Source organism: Acinetobacter kyonggiensis, assembly GCF_900107285.1.
GTDB lineage: Bacteria > Pseudomonadota > Gammaproteobacteria > Pseudomonadales > Moraxellaceae > Acinetobacter > Acinetobacter kyonggiensis.
Genome location: NZ_FNPK01000015.1, coordinates 69259 through 90812, shown reverse-complemented (window position 1 = coordinate 90812; position 21554 = coordinate 69259). Strand labels below are relative to the sequence as shown.

Annotated in this window: 14 protein-coding genes and 1 pseudogene; 5 read left to right on the top strand and 10 right to left on the bottom strand. The window is 37.9% G+C overall.

The genetic code is table 11. The features are described from left to right. Positions 1-355: 355 nt before the first annotated feature. Positions 356-589, top strand: a complete 234-nt coding sequence (locus tag BLV99_RS12420) for a VF530 family protein (RefSeq protein WP_092691130.1) — start codon at positions 356-358, stop codon at positions 587-589. 722 nt (positions 590-1311) lie between these two features. Here the strand turns inward: BLV99_RS12420 and BLV99_RS12410 are convergent. Beyond that, positions 1312-2250: a LysR family transcriptional regulator gene (locus BLV99_RS12410; RefSeq protein WP_092691142.1), complete on the bottom strand. Its 939-nt coding sequence runs from the start codon at positions 2248-2250 to the stop codon at positions 1312-1314. A 202-nt stretch (positions 2251-2452) separates the two neighbouring features. On the opposite strand from BLV99_RS12410, the gene BLV99_RS12405 reads away from it, so the two are divergent. Beyond that, a complete protein-coding gene (locus BLV99_RS12405; RefSeq protein WP_092691125.1) occupies positions 2453-5932 on the top strand; it encodes an indolepyruvate ferredoxin oxidoreductase family protein in 3480 nt (1159 codons plus the stop codon). Positions 5933-6212: 280 nt separating this feature from the next. Here BLV99_RS12405 and BLV99_RS12400 read toward each other — a convergent pair whose 3' ends face one another. Continuing rightward, the gene (locus BLV99_RS12400) at positions 6213-6827 is read right to left on the bottom strand and encodes a hypothetical protein (protein ID WP_244516314.1); all 615 of its coding nucleotides are present in this window, start codon (positions 6825-6827) and stop codon (positions 6213-6215) included. Between the two features lie 190 nt (positions 6828-7017). Here BLV99_RS12400 and BLV99_RS12395 point away from each other — a divergent pair, with 190 nt between their 5' ends. Next, positions 7018-7716, top strand: a complete 699-nt coding sequence (locus BLV99_RS12395) for a DUF1826 domain-containing protein (RefSeq protein WP_092691119.1) — start codon at positions 7018-7020, stop codon at positions 7714-7716. Positions 7717-7962: 246 nt separating this feature from the next. Here BLV99_RS12395 and BLV99_RS12390 read toward each other — a convergent pair whose 3' ends face one another. The 7 genes from BLV99_RS12390 to BLV99_RS12360 form a co-directional block, all read right to left on the bottom strand. Then, the gene (locus BLV99_RS12390) at positions 7963-8763 is read right to left on the bottom strand and encodes a sulfite exporter TauE/SafE family protein (RefSeq protein WP_092691116.1); all 801 of its coding nucleotides are present in this window, start codon (positions 8761-8763) and stop codon (positions 7963-7965) included. Positions 8764-8808: 45 nt separating this feature from the next. Next, positions 8809-9300, bottom strand: a complete 492-nt coding sequence (locus tag BLV99_RS12385) for a flavin reductase (protein WP_092691114.1) — start codon at positions 9298-9300, stop codon at positions 8809-8811. 215 nt (positions 9301-9515) lie between these two features. Beyond that, positions 9516-10547 (bottom strand): methionine synthase, encoded by a 1032-nt coding sequence (locus BLV99_RS12380; protein WP_092691112.1) that lies wholly within the window; start codon positions 10545-10547, stop codon positions 9516-9518. 30 nt (positions 10548-10577) lie between these two features. After that, the gene (locus BLV99_RS12375) at positions 10578-11585 is read right to left on the bottom strand and encodes a DUF1852 domain-containing protein (RefSeq protein WP_092691109.1); all 1008 of its coding nucleotides are present in this window, start codon (positions 11583-11585) and stop codon (positions 10578-10580) included. A gap of 1070 nt (positions 11586-12655) precedes the next feature. Next, positions 12656-13876, bottom strand: a complete 1221-nt coding sequence (locus BLV99_RS12370; RefSeq protein ID WP_086185266.1) for an acetamidase/formamidase family protein — start codon at positions 13874-13876, stop codon at positions 12656-12658. A gap of 378 nt (positions 13877-14254) precedes the next feature. Beyond that, on the bottom strand, positions 14255-16411 hold the full coding sequence (locus tag BLV99_RS12365) for a TonB-dependent siderophore receptor (protein ID WP_092691106.1): 2157 nt from the start codon (positions 16409-16411) through the stop codon (positions 14255-14257). Between the two features lie 188 nt (positions 16412-16599). Continuing rightward, positions 16600-17196, bottom strand: a complete 597-nt coding sequence (locus BLV99_RS12360; RefSeq protein ID WP_092691101.1) for a TetR/AcrR family transcriptional regulator — start codon at positions 17194-17196, stop codon at positions 16600-16602. A gap of 271 nt (positions 17197-17467) precedes the next feature. Between BLV99_RS12360 and BLV99_RS12355 the strand changes: the two genes are divergently transcribed. Together BLV99_RS12355 and BLV99_RS12350 are read left to right on the top strand one after the other, a co-directional pair. Next, on the top strand, positions 17468-18694 hold the full coding sequence (locus BLV99_RS12355; RefSeq protein ID WP_092691097.1) for an MFS transporter: 1227 nt from the start codon (positions 17468-17470) through the stop codon (positions 18692-18694). Between the two features lie 299 nt (positions 18695-18993). Then, positions 18994-19179, top strand: a pseudogene (locus BLV99_RS12350) (hypothetical protein); the annotation flags it as partial. Between the two features lie 61 nt (positions 19180-19240). Here the strand turns inward: BLV99_RS12350 and BLV99_RS12345 are convergent. Next, positions 19241-21118 (bottom strand): potassium transporter Kup, encoded by a 1878-nt coding sequence (locus tag BLV99_RS12345; RefSeq protein ID WP_092691094.1) that lies wholly within the window; start codon positions 21116-21118, stop codon positions 19241-19243. Positions 21119-21554 lie beyond the last annotated feature (436 nt).

The window sequence follows — 21554 nt, the reverse complement described above, 5'->3', positions numbered from 1 at the left end:
ATCAAACCGTCCGCTAAGAAAATCGCAAAAGCATATATTCTAAAAGCGGACATTTTTACTTTGGAGAAACCGGACATTTCTATTTGGGGCTTACACATTGGTTTCGTATAATGTATATTATGTTAAATAGCGTACACATGAAAGAGGCCGTTTTCTTGTAGCTTTTTAACGGTAGCATATATTAAAAAGCTTTCTTTGAATTATTAATTATTTGAAATATTTTATGCATCAGCACTGTTGTAAATAAGAAGATAAGCTGTAATTTTCTATGTTAATTACGTTTAAATTCCAACCCTCTCATTTTCTAACTAGCTCAGGTTATAATAATGGCCTCCCAAAATATGGTTGATCTATTATGAACACCTCCAATGACCCTTTACACGGCAAAAAACTTGCTGACATTTTGGATGAATTATTGGATTACTACGGTGGCTTTGAAGGCTTAAATCGTAAAATTGAAATTAGATGTTTTTGCATAGATCCAAGTATTAAATCATCATTGCGATTCTTACGTACCACACCATTGGCACGTGAAAAAGTAGAAAGCTTATATCTGTATGTCTTACGCCAAAAAGCCAAACAGAATTAGTAGCTATCAAAACCCTAGTCTCAGCATAATATTTTATATCAAATAGTAAACTACACTTATTGAATAGCCACCGATTTTGTAGACATCTTTTAATTAGTGGTGGACTGCCACCACTCTCCTAGACAAACTTAGTCTATTCTTAAGACCTTTTTAGTAGGAAAATATGTATTCATAGCTAGGTTCATGAACCAAATATTTTATAATTTATCACTTTAGTGCTCTAAGTAATTAAATTTATTGTTTATTAAACATAAATTTAATTGTGAACTAGATTCTAGGTGAACATAAGACAAATAGAATATCCAAGACTGCGACCTACTACAGTTCGACTGTAGTCGCAGCTCAACATCATGAATCTGAACAAGTTTATTCATGATGTTGAGTAAGCTAAGTAACATAATATACATTATGCCGAAATCTGACGCGCTATCTCATACGCTCAACATGATGATCTAATTTTATAAAAAACTGTTTGAGCTGATCTATTTCTATATCGTTATCTAATTCTGAATTTTGCAGTTGCTCTAACACTGTCTCCAGCAGATCGCGCATGTACACATAATCAGCCTTGGTTAAAACTCCCTTTGATCTATCATACTGACTGTTTTGTATATGTGTCTGTTCACCAATCTTTACCGACATCTTATCTATGGACTGTGGTTCGTGGTAAATCTACTTTTTTATTTAATGTTTTCCTTAATGATCTTAACAACAAACTGGGATTATAAAAAATAGTCTGTATCACTCTGAATTTTAGGCGAAATATGCTGCTCAACCCACGTTAACCATGCTCTTGTTTTAGCATCAATAAAATGACGTGATGGTAGTAAGGTATAAACACCAATATCAGGTGATCTCCAATCTGCTAAGACGCGACGTAATCGTCCAGTACGTACAGCCTCAATCACAGCAAATGTTGGAAGCAATGCGATGCCCATATCTTGCTGCACCATGTCTAGTAATAGTTCTGGTGTATCTGCAATCAATGGCCCTGTAATATCAATTTGATACGAACAACTATTTTCACTTACGAGATGCCATTGCGGTGTAATAGATGGATTCACCAATCTTAAACATGCGTGTTTTTGTAGATCATCTAATGATTTCGGTTCGCCATATTTTTCTAAATAGGCTGGTGATGCGCAAAGTAATGAAAATATTGTCCCAACTCGACGAGCAACAAATCTTGAGTCCGCCAAAGATTCCGTGAGATATAAACTTACGTCAATTCCTTTACCTAAAAGGTCTGGTACATTCTGCGAAGTACGGTATTCAACCGTAAGCTCTGGATAGGTTTGACAGAACTCAGCCATCATCGGAGACACATAATGATGACCAAAACTCGCCATACTCAAAACACGTAACCGCCCCTGTGGTTTGCTTGCCATTCCCATTGCTTGAGCTTCGGCCTCTCCCACCATTGCCAGCACTTGACGGCATTGCTCTGCATAAGTTGCACCAATATCGGTCAACGCGTGCTGTCTCGTAGATCGTTGTAGTAATTTTGTTCCTAAACGCCCTTCTAACTCGCTAATGAGTCGGGACACTTGCGCTGTTGTAAGTTCCATCTGCTCTGCGGCAGCCGTAAAACTTCCACTATCAATGACTTTTAGGAAAGCATGCATTGCATGTAGTAATCCACCATCAAGATTTTTGCGCATAACGTAAATATCTTTTTCTAATTTACGCATTGTTGCACCAGTCTGGATCAACCACAATGACATTAATGTACATACATTGAACCGTTCTAATGCCTTAAATGAACTGATCAATTTTTATCTAAGTATGTCATTTACTCCAAATATTCAACCGGATGTTGAAATAAGAAAGTAGCTCGAACTACAAAATTCTAAGGAGACATAAATGAATATCGCGACAAAATTTACGCCAAATAAGATTCCAACCAAGGATGTATCACTTGAAGATAAATATTTAAGTGATGACGGTACTGCTTACATGACAGGTATTCAGGCAATGGTGCGTTTACCACTTGCGCAAACACGGCGGGATACTTTAAACGGTTATCATACTGCTGGTTTTATTTCTGGTTATCGTGGTTCCCCTGTTGGAAATTATGATAATTTTCTCTGGCAAGTTGAAGGCATACTCAAAGACCATCATGTTGTTTTTCAACCTGGCGTAAATGAAGATCTCGCTGCTACTGCAATTTGGGGTACTCAACAAGCCAATCTCGCAGGTCAAGGTAAATATGATGGTGTGACCGCTTGGTGGTATGGCAAAGGCCCTGGTGTAGATCGTTCTGGAGATGTTCTCCGTCATGCCAACCTTGCAGGAACAGCAGAACGAGGTGGTGTGGTTGCCTTCTTTGGTGATGACCACTCTTGTAAATCTTCAAGTATTCCACACCAGTCAGAACACGTCATGATCGGTTGTGGCATTCCAATTTTTTACCCGACCTCAATACAACAAATTCTGGATTTAGGTACTCATGCAGTCGCAATGTCACGCTTTGCGGGTGTATGGACTTCGATGAAGCTAGTCAGTGAAATTGTTGAAACCTCTGCTTCTGTGCATGTGGATTTAGATCGAGTCACTCCTGTTTTACCCAAAAATGTTCAAATGCCTGAAGATGGTGTCCACATCCGTTGGCCTGATCATGGTATTCAACAAGAAGAACGTCTTTATAAATATCGCTTACCCGCTGTATTGGCTTATGCACGTGAAAATGAACTGAATCAGGTGACATGGCATTGTCCTGATGCTCGTATTGGTATTGCAGCAAGTGGTAAAGGTTATTTAGATACAATTGAAGCGTTACGTATTCTAGGAATTGAAGGCGAAACAGCCCAACAGTTAGGACTTCGAATATATCAAGTTGCTTTAATTTGGCCCTTAGAGCCGCAAGGTCTTCGTGAATTTGCCGAAGGTTTAGAAGAATTGATCGTTGTAGAAGAAAAACGCCCTATCCTTGAAGCACAAATTAAAGATGAACTCTATGCACTTCCAGATGACAAACGCCCTCGCGTCATTGGTAAAGCTTGTGATGGAAAAGGTGAATGGAGTACATCTAGTGATGAAGCGCCTTTGATTGGTCACTATGAGTTCCAACCTGAACCTATTGCAAAAATGTTGGCAGCTCGATTCTTAAAATTAGATCTTCCAGAAAGCTTAAAAACACAAATTCAGAATAGAGTTGAGTTGTTAGAAAAAGCAGAGCAAGCGTCACGGCGTGTTCTTGATATTGCAGAACGCAAACCTTTCTTTTGTAGCGGCTGCCCTCACAACTCATCAACAGCATTACCCGAAGGTAGTCGTGCATTAGGTGGGATCGGTTGTCATTTTATTGCAGTCTCACTGGATCGTGGTACAGAAACGTTCTCGCAAATGGGTGGCGAAGGTGTGAGTTGGGCTGGCGCTTCTCATTTCACCAATGAAAAGCATATTTTTGCCAATCTAGGCGATGGAACGTATTTCCATTCAGGTTATCTTGCAATACGCCAAGCGATCGCTGCAAAAATCAATATGACCTACAAAATTCTGTATAACGACGCAGTTGCAATGACGGGTGGGCAGCATGTCGATGGTCATCTCAGCGTGGCACAGTTAACACGACAACTGGATGCTGAAGGAATCACAAAACAAGTCATCGTCACGGATGAACCTGAGTTGATTCATGCAGAAGAAGGGATTGCTGCTCACGTCGAGATTTACCACAGAAATGAGCTGGATGATGTGCAACGCAAATTACGTGAGATTTCTGGTGTTACGGCGTTAATTTATGTTCAAACCTGTGCCAGTGAAAAACGCCGTCGCCGTAAACGCAATGCTTATCCAGATATTGCAGAGCGAGTTTTTATCAATAGTGAGATTTGTGAAGGTTGCGGTGACTGTTCTAAAAAATCGAACTGTTTATCGATTGAACCCGTTGAAACAGCGTTAGGAACGAAACGTCAAATCAACCAAAGTAGTTGTAACAAAGATTTCTCTTGTGTCGAAGGTTTCTGTCCAAGTTTTGTGACCGTCCATACCCGCGATACGAAACGCCCAGAAATATTCGAAGGTATAGACGCTGGCTGGCCAGAAAAACCAATTATTCCTGAACTGGATCAACACCCCATCCGTATCATGGTCGGTGGTGTTGGTGGTACAGGTGTGGTTACAGCAGGTGCTTTACTTGGAATGGCTGCTCATTTGGAAGGTAAAGCTGCACGTATCATGGATATGGCTGGACTGGCTCAAAAAGGTGGTACAGTTTATTCCTACATACAACTCGCGACCGAAGATGATCAAATCTCTGCAACCAAAATCCCTGCGGGTCAATGTGATTTATTAATTGGTGCAGATGCGATTGTCGCAGGAAGTAATGCAGCACTTTCTCGTTTAAAAGCTGATGCTGTTGTCATCGTCAATGAAGATGGTTCCCCTACTTCTGATTTCCTTGAGTCTCGTGATTGGTATGCGCCAATTACGGATTTGATTCATCGACTTCGTGGTCGAACTACACAAGGAAAACTCGTATCCTTACCTGCAACACGTATTGCCACACAAGTGCTGGGGGATGCGATCTTTGCAAATCAGATATTACTTGGTATGGCTTGGCAATCAGGTCAAATTCCGTTGAAGCGTGAAAGTATTGAGCAGGCAATTCGTCTGAATGGCACTGCTGCTGAAAAAAACCTTGAGGCTTTCCGTATCGGCTGTCATCTGATGAGTGACCCTGACTTAGCCAAACGCATTATTGCAACCATACCAACAACGCGTAAACCAACCACATTGGCTGAACTCGTTGAAGATCGTTCTGCTCGTCTTGTCGAGTATTGGAATCAAGATTATGCGATTCAGTATCGAACGCTTATGGAACAAGCTGCCAAAGTATTACCTGAAGAATTAACGGGAACTATTGCGACACAATTATATAGAGTCATGGCATATAAAGATGAATACGAAGTTGCGCGCTTACTCACAGGTAAAAGCTTTAAACAATCGATTGAAGCTCAGTTTGGTCAAGGTCTACGTTTAACCTATCACTTAGCCCCTCCTGCTTTAGGTGCTCATGGCATCATACGCAAACGTGCTTTCGGATATTGGATGCGTATTCCGATGATGATTCTTGCTCGTCTACAGTGGCTTAGAGAAACTTTTCTTGATCCATTTGCTTTACAGCAAGAACGTCAAAAAGAACATGCTTGGCGTGACCGTTATATCGCATTTGTCAAAGACATTAGTTCTGCACCTGAAAATTACGACTTATCTGTTGCTGAGAAAATCGCTAAATTACCAGCAGATGTACGAGGTTTTGGTCATGTCAAAACGCAAGCGATGGACGCAGCGATACAACGTTGGGATGAGCTTTCATTGAGTCTTCGTAAAGAACATGAATAAAGGAAATAGCTTTATCTAAATAAGTAGCTGAAACAGGATCAAACTTAGGTTGTATTGATACTAAGGTTATAGATCAGGTTCAGCTACTTCATATTTATTTGTTGCCAAGTCGACTAGATATAAAAATTACTTGGTAATCTGAACGGTTACAGCAAGACAAAGAGGTTATTTATGTTTCTTTGCGATGCACTATTGAAAATGGTTCAATTAGTTTTGAATTAGGTAAAAGTCCCAAATTTGAGACTAGACTCCACCATTAGATAACGTGGAATCTTTTTTATTAACGAACATAATTGAATGATATACCTCTTTTATGAAACTCAGCGACATAAGCTCCTAATATTTTCATAGAAAAGACAAAGTACAAAAATACAATTCTGTCTTTAGTGGAAATATTTATTCCATTCCAAGATAAAATTTTATCTCCGACTGGAGTTTCAAATAATGGATCATCACATTTTGGTATTGGCTGTGATCCAAAATTTGGAAGGCTATCTATTTTAATTCTAATATCATTTAATTGCTTTATCGTAATTTTGGCAGAAGTATCATGCGCATACTTATTACGAATAGAATTAAATAATTTAAAAATAATTGATAAGTTTTCGGGTAAACCTAATTTTACTGCAATCTTTATTTTTTTATCAAATCCAATAAAACCGAAATCAAAAAAATCCTTATTGTCTGTAACTTTATTACACCAAATATTTAAAAACTCCTCTAAACAAAAGTGGACCCTTAAAACTGCACCAATTAAATCTTGAGTATTCGTAAGTGCAGTAATTACTTCATCATTAAAAGCTCCCAATACATCACCACCAATACGCACTACTCCTTGATTCATCATGTTCATTTCTTGATCTGGTGAAGTAACCCCAATTCCATTAATTTTCATATAAAACAATTCACTGATTAAGTCATTCTGAAATTGCATAACTTCATTTTATATTAAATAGAATATCTAAAGATTGTAGTCTGCACAATTATATGCACGCTTTCCATTATCAATGTCATTAATCATTCTCCCTTTCTTTCATGCTAAGCGTATATTATTAGGTCTAGTTTATGATTTATTTAATTCTCATATGAAGAATACATTTTCTGACAACAATCAAATTAAAGTGGTTTCTACTCTTTCTGAACTTGTAAATTCGAGTTTTCAAGCAGATATGAATGCACTTTGCTGGTATAGAAGTTTGGTTGGCGATTTTAAAGAGATTGTGGCTAAACTTGAGTTAAAAGAGAATATTACAGAAGTTTCTGTTGAAGATCTTTTAGTATTACAACTTTCAGAAAATGGTCATTTTGCACGGGAAATTATCTTAAAGGATATACAGCTCTTAACTGATTTTGGAGCATCCCCTTCGCTTAATTTACTTAAAAGTTACGAACGGGATGATGAGCTAGATTTTATTTCAACAGATGTATATTCGTTTCACATTGATCGCTCACCCATCGAAACAGATACTTTTCTATGTACCTACCATGGTGCTGCAAGTGATATTCTGCCCAATGCTCAAGTTGAGCAAAAGATTTTGATTCCAGAAATCAGGGAACAGCTCAAAAAATTACATGACGGCCCAGAAATTGAATTTGAAACGTTCCTAAAAGACTATTTTTTTGATCTGCATTATCAACCTAAACCCAATGCAAAACCTGTGAATTTAGGCTCAGGACATCTTTGGCGGCTGGCGGTAGATCATCCAACGCAACAGGTTTTGCCCTGTGTTCATAGAGCACCTGCTGAAAAGGATGGTGAGTATAGACTGCTATTGATTTGTTAAATATTGATTTGTTATTAAGAATTTTTTAATCCTCCCCATCCCTCCTTTTTCAAAGGAGGGATGAGCAGCACTGCTGCGCAAGGAATCTAAAATTATTTTAAATTATCGATAGTTCCCCTCTTTTGCCTTGCGCCATATATGGCTCAGGGTTAGGGGAGATTTATCAATCAGTAATAATGAAATTACGCTTAGTTGATCAGCATTACTCTAATGGGCTTTTTATCACAGGAATTAACTTAATATATTTCAACGTATTCCTTTAAAAAGGAAAAAGCATCCTACGATAAATAACAATGCGGCAAAACATTTTTTAAGCACTATTGGTGATAATGCATGTGCCACTTTAGCACCTAACTTCGCTGTAAAAAAACTCATTGAGCTTATACCCAAAAAAGCATAAATATGAACATAGCCAATACTGTTTGAGACCAAAACTTTGTCTTGTACCCCAAAAAATATAAAGCCTAGCGCACCAGCGACTGCAATTGGCAAACCACATGCTGCCGATGTTCCAACAGCTTTTTGCATGACCACGCCATAATGGTTTAGGTAAGGTACTGTTAAACTCCCTCCTCCAATCCCAAAAATTGCAGAAGCCACTCCTATCCCTGTGCCTGCAAATACTTGTTTAGTCACCGGTGGAAGTACTTTATTCTGATCTACTGCCTTTTTTGCACCATCAAACATCTTATATGCAACCCAAATTGCAAATAAGCCAATAATTAACTGCAACTTAGCACTCGATAGTAATCCAGCAACACCAGCCCCCAAAAATGCACCCAAAACCAAACCCGGTGCTAAATTTTTAAATACTGACCACAATACAGCTCCATTTTTATGATGCGCCATCAATGAACTTATCGATGTCACAATAATGGTCGCTAATGAAGTACCTAAAGCTAAATGCATCACAACTTCAGGGTCATAACCCATTTGCGTAAAGACCACATATAAAAGTGGTACGATGATAAGCCCACCACCAACACCAAAGAGCCCAGCGGTAAATCCCGCTAATGCGCCTATGGCTAAGAAAATAATTAATTCCACGATATATTTACTTGCTTAAGAATTGATATGAATTGAAAAGTGACTTTAGGCAATTTCAACTTGCCCGACATGATGATAAGCGCGATTAAAATAAACTAAACTTTGATCCTGTTCACTGCGCTGAATCGCGGCAACACGGCACATGAAAATACTATGCGTTCCGACTTCTTGAATTTGTTCAATCTCACAATCAAAACTCACCAAAGCATCCTCTAAAACGGGTGCGCCAGTTTCTAATTCTGTCCAACGGCCATATTCAAAACGCTCTTCTGAACTCATTTTAGATGCAAATACGTTAGAAATATGCTGATGATCTGCGCCTAAAACATTTACAGTCAAAATTTTATTTTCTATAAAATATTCATGTGACCGAGATGCTTTATTCATACAAACCAATAATGTCGGTGGTGTATCCGTGACACTACATACGGCAGATGCAGTGAATCCATAACGACCAGACACCCCTGCTGTGGTAACAACATTGACCGCACTTGTTAACAAAGACATTGCATTTTTAAAGTCTGTTGCTTGAATCATCACTTTGTTCCTAAATTGCACCGCATCTTTTTTTTATACTTCGCTATAACGCGTAATTTCGTTACACTGGCATAGCATCTGAATGAGTTCTGATTTGAGCGAGTTCTGAGTAGAACACTTAATCTTGATTGAGCTTAGGGTTAGCGTTTGGCCATTGAATATCAAATCCAATCAAGCCGAAACAGCTAACCCTGCACACATCACTCAATCAGTGATTAGTTGTTCGAGAGCTCTTTACGAACAATTTCCGCGCCAGCACTTAAAGCATTGAGTTTGCCGCGCGCCACTTCACGAGCTAAAGGCGCCATACCACAGTTGGTCGATGGATAAAGCTTATCAGCATCTACAAACTGAAGTGCTTTGCGTAAGGTATCAGCCACTTCTTCTGGCGTTTCAACCGTATTGGTTGCCACATCAATCGCACCGACCATGACTTTTTTACCGCGAATCAGTTCAATCAGATCCATTGGCACACGAGAGTTTTGACATTCGAGTGAGATGATATCTATTTTCGATTGTTGCAGTTTAGGAAATGCTTCTTCGTATTGGCGCCATTCTGAGCCTAACGTCTTTTTCCAATCTGTATTGGCTTTGATGCCATAGCCATAGCAAATATGAACCGCTGTTTCACACTTCAAACCTTCAAGTGCTCGCTCGAGGGTGGCAACACCCCAATCATTCACTTCATCAAAGAACACATTGAATGCAGGTTCATCAAACTGGATGATATCTACACCAGCAGCTTCTAACTCGCGCGCTTCTTGATTGAGAATTTTGGCAAATTCCCAAGCCAGTTTTTCACGGCTTTTATAGTGACCGTCATACAGTGTATCAATCATGGTCATCGGGCCAGGCAGCGCCCATTTAATCGGTTGATTGGTTTGGCTACGTAGAAATTTGGCATCTTCAATAAAAACAGGTTTTTGACGGCTCACCGCACCAACCACTGAAGGTACACTCGCATCATAACGATTACGAATTCGCACTGTTTCACGTTTCTCAAAATCAACGCCATCCAGATGTTCAATAAACGTGGTGACAAAATGCTGACGAGTTTGTTCGCCATCACTGACAATATCAATCCCTGCGTGCACTTGTTCTTGCAAAGATAAACGCAGCGCATCTTGCTTTGCTTCGATTAATGCATCACCTTCTAGTTTCCAAGGTGACCAAAGTTTTTCAGGCTCTGCAAGCCAAGACGGTTTCGGTAAGCTGCCAGCAGTTGATGTTGGTAATAAAATTGCCATTTTTAATCTTCTATCTCTATTTTAGGTGAATTACGCAGCGTTCGTTTTAACGTCATTACGCTCTACAGCGTAGTTGGCAGCCCATTGCTCAAGAATATTTTGATAAGGTTTAATGAAGTTTTCTTCAGTCCATTTACCTTGTTTTACCGCTAACTGGCCACGCTCAACACGGTCATACACAATTTGCGTCAATGAATAATCTGGGTACTCCAGACTTGCTTGATACACTTGCGCCGCTGAAGAATTTGCATTGTAAATTTCAGGGCGATAAACCTTTTGGAACGTTTCCATGGTGCTGATTGCGCTGATCAATTCAAGATCGGTGTAATCACGCAGCAAATCACCCGCAAAATAGAATGCTAAAGGTGCTGCGCTGCCTTTTGGCATAAAGTAACGAACCTGCAAGCCCATTTTGTGGAAATAGTCATCTGTACGTGAGTATTCATCTTGCTTATACTCAACACCTAAAATAGGATGCAGATTGGCAGTACGGTAATACGTTTTGGTCGTTGAAACACTTAAGCAAATCACAGGCGATTTTTTAAATTCTGCTGTAAATGCATCTGAATTCACCAAATATTGATAAAGCTTGCCATGTAAATCACCAAAATTTTCTGGTGCATTCGATTTAGGCTGATTTTGAAAATATGCTGGCAGCACCACGCTAAAGTCATAATCACGTACATAAGAAGAAAAACTGTTGCCAATCATGCCATCAATACGTTGATTTGTTTTGTGATCTGTAATGGTGCTTTTCAGCATTTCAATGACAGGGAATGTTTTACCATTACCCTCAATATCTAAATCTGCAGAAATAATATCAATTTCAATTGTATAGCGATCACCGTTAGGATTATCACAATCGGCTAAAGCATTAAAACGATTGTTAATCATTCGAAGCGTATTACGCAGGTTCTGTTCACGGCTTTCACCACGAGCCAAGTTGGCAAAGTTAGTCGTCAAACGTGTGCTTTCTGCTGGCTGATAGCTCTCATCGAAACGAATGCGTTTAATTGAACATGCAAATTCTTTACTCATGGTGATCCGCTACCCTAATTTTTAAAATAAAAGCAAAATTTCTGTATGGAATAATTTATACTTGAAATAGAACATGAATAAAAATGATTTAATCTAACCACAAGATGAGTAAAATTCATTGTTTGTGTTCTATGGTACTCATTAAGCATGAAAAGTAGAAAAGTTGGATATAGCTATCCTTGATAGATTGACTTATCAAATATATGGTTAAGTTATTGACAATAAATACTTATTATTTATTTTAACTTCGATGCCAACAACATGGAAAATTGAAATAGCTCAACATCTGTTTAGGAACAATAGGTGTTACTTGCTATGAAGTCCAAGAGCTCTTGTGATGAATACACTTCATCTTAAACTGAGGAAATATCATTATGTTCATCCTCTTAAGCTTATCCAAATAGCTGTATACCCCATCTTTAGGTGAAGCTCTGGAAATCCGAATAGAATCCAGTATCAACTTTCTATCTTTTTCTATAATTCCAATATTCACCCAATAAAGGAATATCTGATCGGTAGGAAGGCAATATTCGCTGTGCAGAGAATTACATATCCCTTTTATTAACAGCGAATTACGATACCAAAAATTGGTTTGAGCGAGCAAAGGTATGGAAGAATGAACTTGGAAAAGGTATTCGCTATTATGTGCTTCGATTATGTATTTCGATATGTGCTTGTGAGCGCACTACTTTTTTAAATCCACTTATAGCTTTAGTGTATCCACCACCAATCTCAATGCTGGTGAAACATTTTTGTGAGGATAGTATAAAAATAGACCTTCATAATGATGGTTGTACGGTTTTAATACCTGAATGAGATTTCCTTTACCGATGTCTTCGGCAACCAAACTATAGTGTTACTGTATTTTTATTATCTAGAAAAAAAGATAATGAATTTATTTAATATATTTATAAACTAAACTTAGATGAATATAAGTTAAATAGCATATCCAGAACGATAATCTAACAGAACCTCAATTGTTGCTACAGCTCAGCAACATAAATCTATAACAGTTTATTCATGTTGCTGAGTATCGTAATAAATCTAATAATCTGTTCTAAATTTATAAATTACTTCGCTTCAAATTCTTTAAAATCTGCCTTACGAATTTTAGCGTGAATTCCTTTCGTTTTATCTACGACTTGGGAAACTTCAAAATCTGTAGCAGCACTGAGATAAGCATAAGCCGTTGCTTCATCAATACCATACTCTTTATTTAAGAATCGAATTGCTTCACGTGTAGACTTTCTCATCGCTTCATCCAAATCCTCATCTAAACCAGGAGTAATCCAAAACTCAGCATTTTCTGCTAAAGGTTGAACGATTTCTTTACCCGGTATTTTATCCTTCCCTGTCTTGAGTAGCGTAAATTTAAGTGTAGCTCGAGCAGATGCTTCTAGTGCTGTTAAAGCGACTTCGCCATCACCTTGTGCGAAATGACTATCGCCTGTATAAAAAAGAGCTCCAGGTACTTGTACAGGGTAATAAGCTGTTGAACCCGCTCCTAATTCATTAATATCAATATTTCCACCATACATTGCAGGCGGAACTGAATGTACAGGCTCAGAAGTGTTTGCAGCTACCCCCATGATGCCCATAAAGGGATAAAGCGGAAAACGAATAGATTTCCCTGACTCTGTTTTAAGAACACCTTCGTACTCACCATTCGTGTTTTTTTCAATTGGTGTAAAAATAGATACATTACCAAATCGTTCAGGATGTGCCGCAGAAGCATTTTCTAAAACTTGTTTTTTAGGAAACTCTCCAACTAAAGCACCCTTACCGTGACGGTTTGAGATAACCCCATAAGGCACACGAGGTTCTACTTTTATAACTTCCACTTTTAAAATATCGCCAGGTTCAGCACCATCAATAGCAATAGGTCCTGTAACAATATGAGGGCCATCTTTATGAAAGTCATGGTTTAATTTAGATTGAGTAATTGTTTTTGCCTCATCTAAAATAAATTCAGATTTAACTCCTTTAGATTTGAAAAATTTTTCTGCATCGCGTCCTTGATCCTCAAGTAAACCTTCATGTGAAACAGTATCAAAAGTCACAACACTTCCTGAAGCAACGTTTAAAACTGGTTTAGAGTTTTTATTTGGCAAATAACCCCATGTAATTGTATTAAGAGTTGAAGGAACATAATAATTATTTTTATATGTACCATTTTTGATAAGCGTAGGAGTCTCAGAAATTTGTTTTAAAACCTTAAAATCTTCAGCATGAGTTAAGTTAACTGATGTTGCCGTCATTATAGCCAATGAGAGAAGCTTAAATTTTAACATTGTTTAAAATCCAGATATATTTAAAGTATTGAATATTTAGCAAATATTATGCCAATATAAATATTTATATAATTTATCGTTCTTTAAATTTTTTTAACTACCTATGAATAAATTAACTTATCCATAAAAAACTTTCCTTAATGATGCAAACTTAAGCTATTTATAAATGAGTCACTTTTTATTTTTTAAAATAAAAAAGACAATAATTTTGTCATCTATATTTCAATTTTTGACAAAAAACTTAGGAAATTTCTTATTAAATAAAATGTTGATTTTTATTACTTTAATTTAATTGTTATGGCTTTACGTATCTGTAAAATAAAAACTGCCTGAGCTAAATACTCAGACAGTCTTGTGGAGCACAACTACAGCATTAAATTAGAAGTTCACAGTCCATGACAGCTGTGCTGTACGTGATGCACCAAGGAATAAATAGTCATCTCCAAAGAAGCTACCTGCATCTCGCCAGTATTTTTTATTGAACAGGTTGTCAATGTTAAAGCGAAGCATATTGTCATAACCATACGCATGAAAGTTATAAGCTGCACCTACATCGAACACAGTATAATCCGATACTTTCACTGTGCCTGATTTATTGGCATATTTGCTACTGCTATATTGCATGCCTGCCAGTAAACGTAAGCCCTCGACTTGAGGCATTTGATAAGACAGATGGCTAGCAAAGCGGACAGTCGGCACATTTTGAGTTTGATGCCCTTTATACTCATCTACTTGTACACCTTCCAAACGTGAACGAGTCAGTGCCAAAGTAGATGTCATATCCAGATTTTCAGCAACGCGACCTTGCAATCCCAACTCCAAACCTAAGTTGTGTTGTTCGCCATCGGTGACATAGTAATTATCTAAGTTGGTATATTGGTGGTCTTGTGTTAAGTCAAACAAAGCGGCAGTAAAGAGCAGCCCTTGCCACTGTTGTTTAAGACCCAACTCATACTGGGTTGAATGTCTTGGTGCTAATGTTGCAAAGGCATTTCCTACGATGCCTTTGTCAGGATTACCATAGGCAGACCACGGCGCTTGACTGCCATCACTTAAACCTTTGGCATAAGAAGCATACAGATGAGTGTTCTGCCAAGGCTGATACATCAAAGCCAGCTGTGGCAGGAAGCGATTGAAGTCGGTGTCACGAATACTGTTACCATCCGCAGCATAGGCACTTTCATTTAAATGCAAAAGCTTCCCACCCAGCAAAACTGACCAAGTATCATTAAAATCAATCTGGTCGAGCAAGTTTAGCGCTGTTTGCTGACTATCTAATGATTTGTAATGATTACCTAGAGCTTTGTTCGTAGGTGTGTAGGTGATCGGATCATGATCAATATTTCCTGTACCCACCCATTCATTAATTGCATCATACTGTGCATGACGTTTGTAAGCATGTGACAGTTCTAAGCTAAGGTTATGTTGCCATGTTCCAGTGTTGAATTTACCATTTAAGCCTGTTTTAAATTGATTAGTCAGATAGCTATCATCAGGGCTACGGAAATCATAAATGTCATAGTTACCATTTTGGTCGAAGGTATATGCAAAGGATGAATAGTCATCCACAACTACACGGCTTTGTGAAGCTGACAGGTTCGTAGTCCAGTTATTATTGATTTGATAGCTATATTTTAGGCTGGCATTTAGGCTTTCATTGGTTACAGGGTTGCTCCAGTTTTGATACCCCAGCAAACGATCCCATTCAACACCAGTGGGTACAGTTTTACCACCAAGCAACTGATAACCAGGTACTGAGCGCTGTTGTTGGCGCTGTGATTCAAGATCAAATTCTAATTTTGAACGATCCGAAATTTTCCAGTCCAAAGCCAAAGAACCGAACGAACGTTTTCCATCAGCATGCTCAACATAAGGATGGATTTCTTCATGCGCCAAATTCACGCGATAGCCAAGCTGCTGATCGTCCCCTAACCAGCCACCAAGGTCAGTTGCTACACGATTGCCACCATGACTGTCGGCTTCAACACTTATAGAGCGAATATCTTTGGGACGTTTGCTGACATAATTGACCACACCGCCTGGCGTCGACATGCCACTTTGAATGGCACTAATGCCTTTTAAAATCTCGACTTGTTCTTTGTTTTCAAGCGCCACATTTTGCTCACCACGAAGTAAGTTGCCATTCAGCAAATAACTTGATCCCAAATTTAAAGCAAAGCCGCGCATGACAAAGTTTGAATAGTAACCAATTGGCGCATAGCCATCACCGACGGCGGCATCATTTTTAACCACATCGGCGAGTGTTTTCGCATGTTGATCTGCCATAAGTTCGGCTGTGACTGTGCTGATGGATGCTGGAATTTCTGCAAGGTTTTGTTGAGTAAACCCTGATAAATTCACTTTTGGTTGATAATAAGCAGTTTCTGCTGCTTGAGCTTTTACTGTGATCGTTGCGAGTCGTTGTGTATTATTTTCGACTTCAGCATGTGCCAATACTGGACTTAGCTCAAGACAAGAAAATGAACCAACTGCCAGTAATGCTTTTTGTAAACGAGAAAATGGATACGTTTTCACAATAGTTGCCTAACCCCAAAAGATAATCTTACAGCCTGAATTTTGTGGGCACGAGTATTCACAATTTTCTCAGATTGAACAAGCGTTTCTACAACATATCTAAAATTTAAAAAATTATCCCGATATGGTTATCTCAATGATAGTGAGGTTCAGAATCATTTTCTGAAGTCCGTGACCTATTTTAATTTTCAACCATTCAATTCATTTTCTTGTTTGAGCATAAAGCTTTTAACTGAATGAAGAATAGTTAAAGCAAATTCATGATTAACCGCACGTGCCAAGATTAAAGAACCTGAAAGCAAGCTCAGTTGTACAATAGCCTGCTGAGTAATTTCCTGTTCTTCGCCCTGCCCGCCTAATTGACTCAGGATGCTCAGTAACGAATGAATGCCTTCCTCAAAAGATTTTTTAACAGGTTTATCTTGTTGTTCTCTGGCCACATCAATGGTCAGGCTTGACAAAGGACAACTTTCAGCAGGATTTTCTATATTTTTTTCAGCCAGATAACTTTGAATAATTTTATTCAATGCCATGTCATTATTGTTGGATTCAGCAATGATCTTCTCCCATTTGGCAAGTGATTCAGCAAAAATGTGCTGACAGGCAATATCAATCAATTCATCTTTATTTTGAAAATGCTTATAAAAACCACCATGAGTTAAACCTGCTGCATTCATCAGGTCTGCAACACTAATAGCAAAGCCTTGATCCCGAATCAGCTGTGAAGTAATTGCTTCTATATTCTTTTTGTTCTCGATAGCTAACTGTTTTGAGGCACGAGGCATAGATCTAGCTCCCTGTAAAAGATGTCATGTGCATAAAGTAAAGAACACCTTATTAGAAAATAAAAATACTTACTCATTATAGATTGTTTATGAAATCTATTTCAAAAATTATAGATTATAACTATAATCTATTTTGATAGTAGAAATGATTATTCCTATAAATTAGCAATTAAATTCCTAATGAATGAATAACTTGATACTGCAATGGTTGATAACAGCACCTCTCCGTTGATCCTCACGGTGCTATTCTAATTTTTAATAGGATAAACATATGGAAACCGTTGAACACCACAATAAATTTTCCAAGTCTTTAATTTATATGTTGATTGGTAGTGCTTTAATTCTCGGGCTCTCGTTGGGTATCCGCCACGGTTTTGGCTTATATTTGGTTCCAATGAGCGACGAATTTGGCTGGGGTCACAATGTATTTAGTCTAGCAATTGCCATGCAGAACCTAGTTTGGGGAATTGCACAACCCTTTACTGGAATCCTTGCTGATAAATATGGCAGTAAAATTGTGGTTATAGTCGGTGGCGTGCTCTATACACTGGGCTTATTGCTCATGGCTGTGAGTTCAAGTAGTACTTTACTTAACGTCAGTGTGGGTTTGATTTTAGGACTGGCATTATCTGCGACCTCTTTCACCATATTATTATCTGCGGTTGGTCGAGCAGCCCCACCTGAAAAACGTAGTTTCGCGATGGGCATAGCCAGTGCAGCAGGCTCTTTTGGGCAATTCATTATGTTGCCGTCCACCCTACTCTTATTACAAAGCATTGGTTGGTCTGCTGCATTAATCGTCAGTGCTATTCTTGCTGCTTTTATTATTCCGCTAGCTTGGATGCTGAAGGCCCCTATTTATGTCAGTCCAAAATCGGGCAATCATTCGGATAAACCGACCTTAAATTTTAAACAAATTTTAGTGATTGCAAAAAACCATAAACCTTTTTGGTTTTTATCTCTTGGCTTTTTAGTTTGTGGTTTCCAAGTTGTCTTTATTGGAATTCACTTACCTGGTTATTTAATCGATCATGGCTATACTGCAACGACAGGCACTATTTTCTTAGCTTTGGTTGGGCTTTTTAATATCATTGGTACATTTGGAGCGGGCTGGCTCGGTGGAAAATACTCAAAAACCAAATTACTCATGGGCTTGTATGGACTTCGTGGAATTACCATTAGCACCTTCCTACTATTACCGTTAAGTCTATGGACGGTATATAGCTTTGGCATCATTATGGGGCTATTGTGGCTTTCTACGGTTCCGTTGACCAATGGCATTGTTGCAAATATGTTCGGGGTAAGATACTTAAGCATGCTGACGGGTATTGTGTTTTTTACCCACCAAGTTGGCTCATTTTTTGGTGGCTGGCTCGGTGGCATAAACCATGATATGAGTGGTAACTACAATATGATTTGGATGGTGTCGATTGCTCTAAGTGTTGTTGGCGTTTTGGTGCATTTTTTTGTTAATGAAGAGGCGATTGTTCATGACTAAATCCATATTTTCTCTCCAAACAGGTATCATCTTCGTCATCATTATGCTGCAAATTTTTGCAATCTTTTTGTGGTTAAAAACTCCGTTGTTGTTTGAATCTTTCAATCAAGCTTTTTGTGCACATTAATCATTCAGTCAATAGTTTAAATTTTTCAACGTGCTTCTTTAAATTTATAATGAGTTGCTTAGATATGAGCAATATTCATTACAGGTTAAATTCAGCACTTAAAAATATTGAGTACCTTTGAGCAAAATTTCAAAGCTTTCTTTTCATCTAAATTTTCATGAAAACTACGCTACTGCTGCAATATGTACAGATAAAGAATCTCATGAAGATCCCTCAAAATGCTGGGAAGCAAGCCATTGCTCAGCAATGTACACGTTTATATTGGCATACGCAGGAAATCAACCATACTGCCCAAAAACTGTATGACTGGGTTGCTGAAAAACCAGGTGTAATTGAATATCGTATGTCCCTAGAATAAAAAGTTTTATGTGGAATAAAAAAACACCTTCATAGAAGGTGTTTTTTTAAGATTAATTTTTTTAAATTTCAATCTGGCTGCCTAATTCGACGACTCTGTTCGAAGGAATTTTATAAAAATCACTCACAGGGCTGGTATTTTTTTGCATAGTCACAAATAGCTTCTCACGCCAATTGGACATCTTATTTGACATGCTTGGAATCAGCCTTTCTCTAGACACAAAGAAACTTATATCCATTAAATTATATTCAATTCCTAATGTATCGAAGGCTTTCTCTAGTGCTTTAGGTACATCAGGTTCTTCTTTAAAACCATAATTTAAACGTATTCTATAAAAGCCTTTATCCAGTACTTCTGTCTCAATCCTATTTTCCGAATCGACATAAGGAATTTCCATAATATTTATGGTTACCAATAAGTTACGTTCATGAAGAACCTTATTGTGTTTTAAATTATGTAAAAGAGCATGAGGTACGACTTGTGGTGTTCCCGTTAAAAAGACTGCATTTCCGCTAATATTTTGAGTTGTAGCACCCATATATTGAATAAAAGTATTCAAAGCAAGCGTATCCTTCTGCAATTTTGCTTGAAGAATTTCTTTGCCTTTTTTCCAAGTCATCATTAAAGTAAAAACGATAATCGCAATAAATACAGGCACCCAACCACCAATAAAGACCTTGAGCAGATTAGAACTCAGTAAAATAAGGTCGATAAAGACAAAAGGAATAATGAAAAGTAATACTTTCCATGTTTGCCATTTCCAATAACTGTAAGCAAGAAAAGCAACTAATAACGTGTCACAGAACATAGTGACTGTCACTGCTAAGCCGTATGCGCCTGCTAGACTGCTACTATTCTCAAATATTAAGACTAAGATTGTAATAGAAATAAATAAAAGCCAATTCAGTAAAGGTATATAAATCTGCCCAATTTCTGAATCAGAGGTATGCAAAATTGTTAGGCGAGGTAAATATCCCAATTGAATGGCTTGTTTTGCCATAGAAAATACACCGCTGATTAAAGCTTGAGACGCGATTACTGCGGCTGCTGTTGCAAGAATAATCATCGGATAGAGAAAAGCTGAGGGTAAAAGTAAGTAAAATGGGTTGGCGATTGCGCTTGGGTCTCGTAACAATAATGCGCCTTGACCAGCATAATTCAGGATTAAACAGGGCAAAACGATTAAAAACCAGCCTAATCGAATAGGCAAAATTCCAAAATGTCCCATATCAGCATACAACGCTTCTCCACCTGTAACCGTTAGAACGACTGCTCCCATCACAAAAAATGAAATAAAAGGATTATTCACTACAAACAAAAAGGCCCAATGTGGACTAAGTAATGCGAGCACAAACGGACTTTGAATAATACTGCTAATACCTATAGCCCCAATGGAGAGAAACCATATTAAAGTTATAGGACCAAAAAATTTCCCCATGACTGCAGAACCATGTCTTTGAACAGCAAAAAGTGCGACTAAAATTCCAATACTGATTGGAATAATGAAGCGATCAAAAGCTGGTGTTGCAATGGAAAGACCTTCTACTGCTGAAAGTACAGAAATTGCAGGGGTAATAATTCCGTCCCCAAAAAATAAAGAAGCTCCCACAAAACCTAAGATAATTATTATAAATTTCTTTCGAGAAGAGAGACCTTTTTGGCGAAGATTTAACGCCAATAAAGCCATAATTCCCCCTTCACCATTGTTGTCAGCTCTCATGATGACCAATACATATTTAATTGAAACAATTAACGTGATAGTCCAAAAAATCAAAGACAGAATGCCTAAAACATTAATTTCATTAATAGGTAATCCACGCGTTGCATGAAAGCTCTCTTTTAATGCATATAAAGGACTCGTTCCGATGTCACCGAATACCACTCCTAGTGCAGCCAGTGTCAATGCTGGTACTGCCGGCTTACTCACTTTATTCTGCATGATATGCGAATCATAAAATTGATAAGCCTATAATTTTATCATTAGAGTGGTGTTAAAATTTCTTAGACATAAAAAACAATGCTTTATCAGAAATTAATAGATTTTTTATGTAAGTCTGTTCCATATAAGTGCACATTCAAAGAATTTTAATGGAAATAATGTTGCCCTAGCGCTAAATATTATTTCATCTATACACATATACATACGTTTTAAAAAGTACGATCATGACCAAAATGCTTGAGTGACAACACGAATTAATGAAACAGTTCAACAAAAATAGCTAAAAGATTTGCTTTAATAAGACTCCATGTTTTGCTTCATCTCCAATAGCAGCATGAAAGATTAAAAAGACAAAAAATCCTGCTCTAAAAAAGTATGCTTAACCAGAAAGCAATCATTAAACCCCGTAACTAAAATCAGTAATTTAGATTCTGTG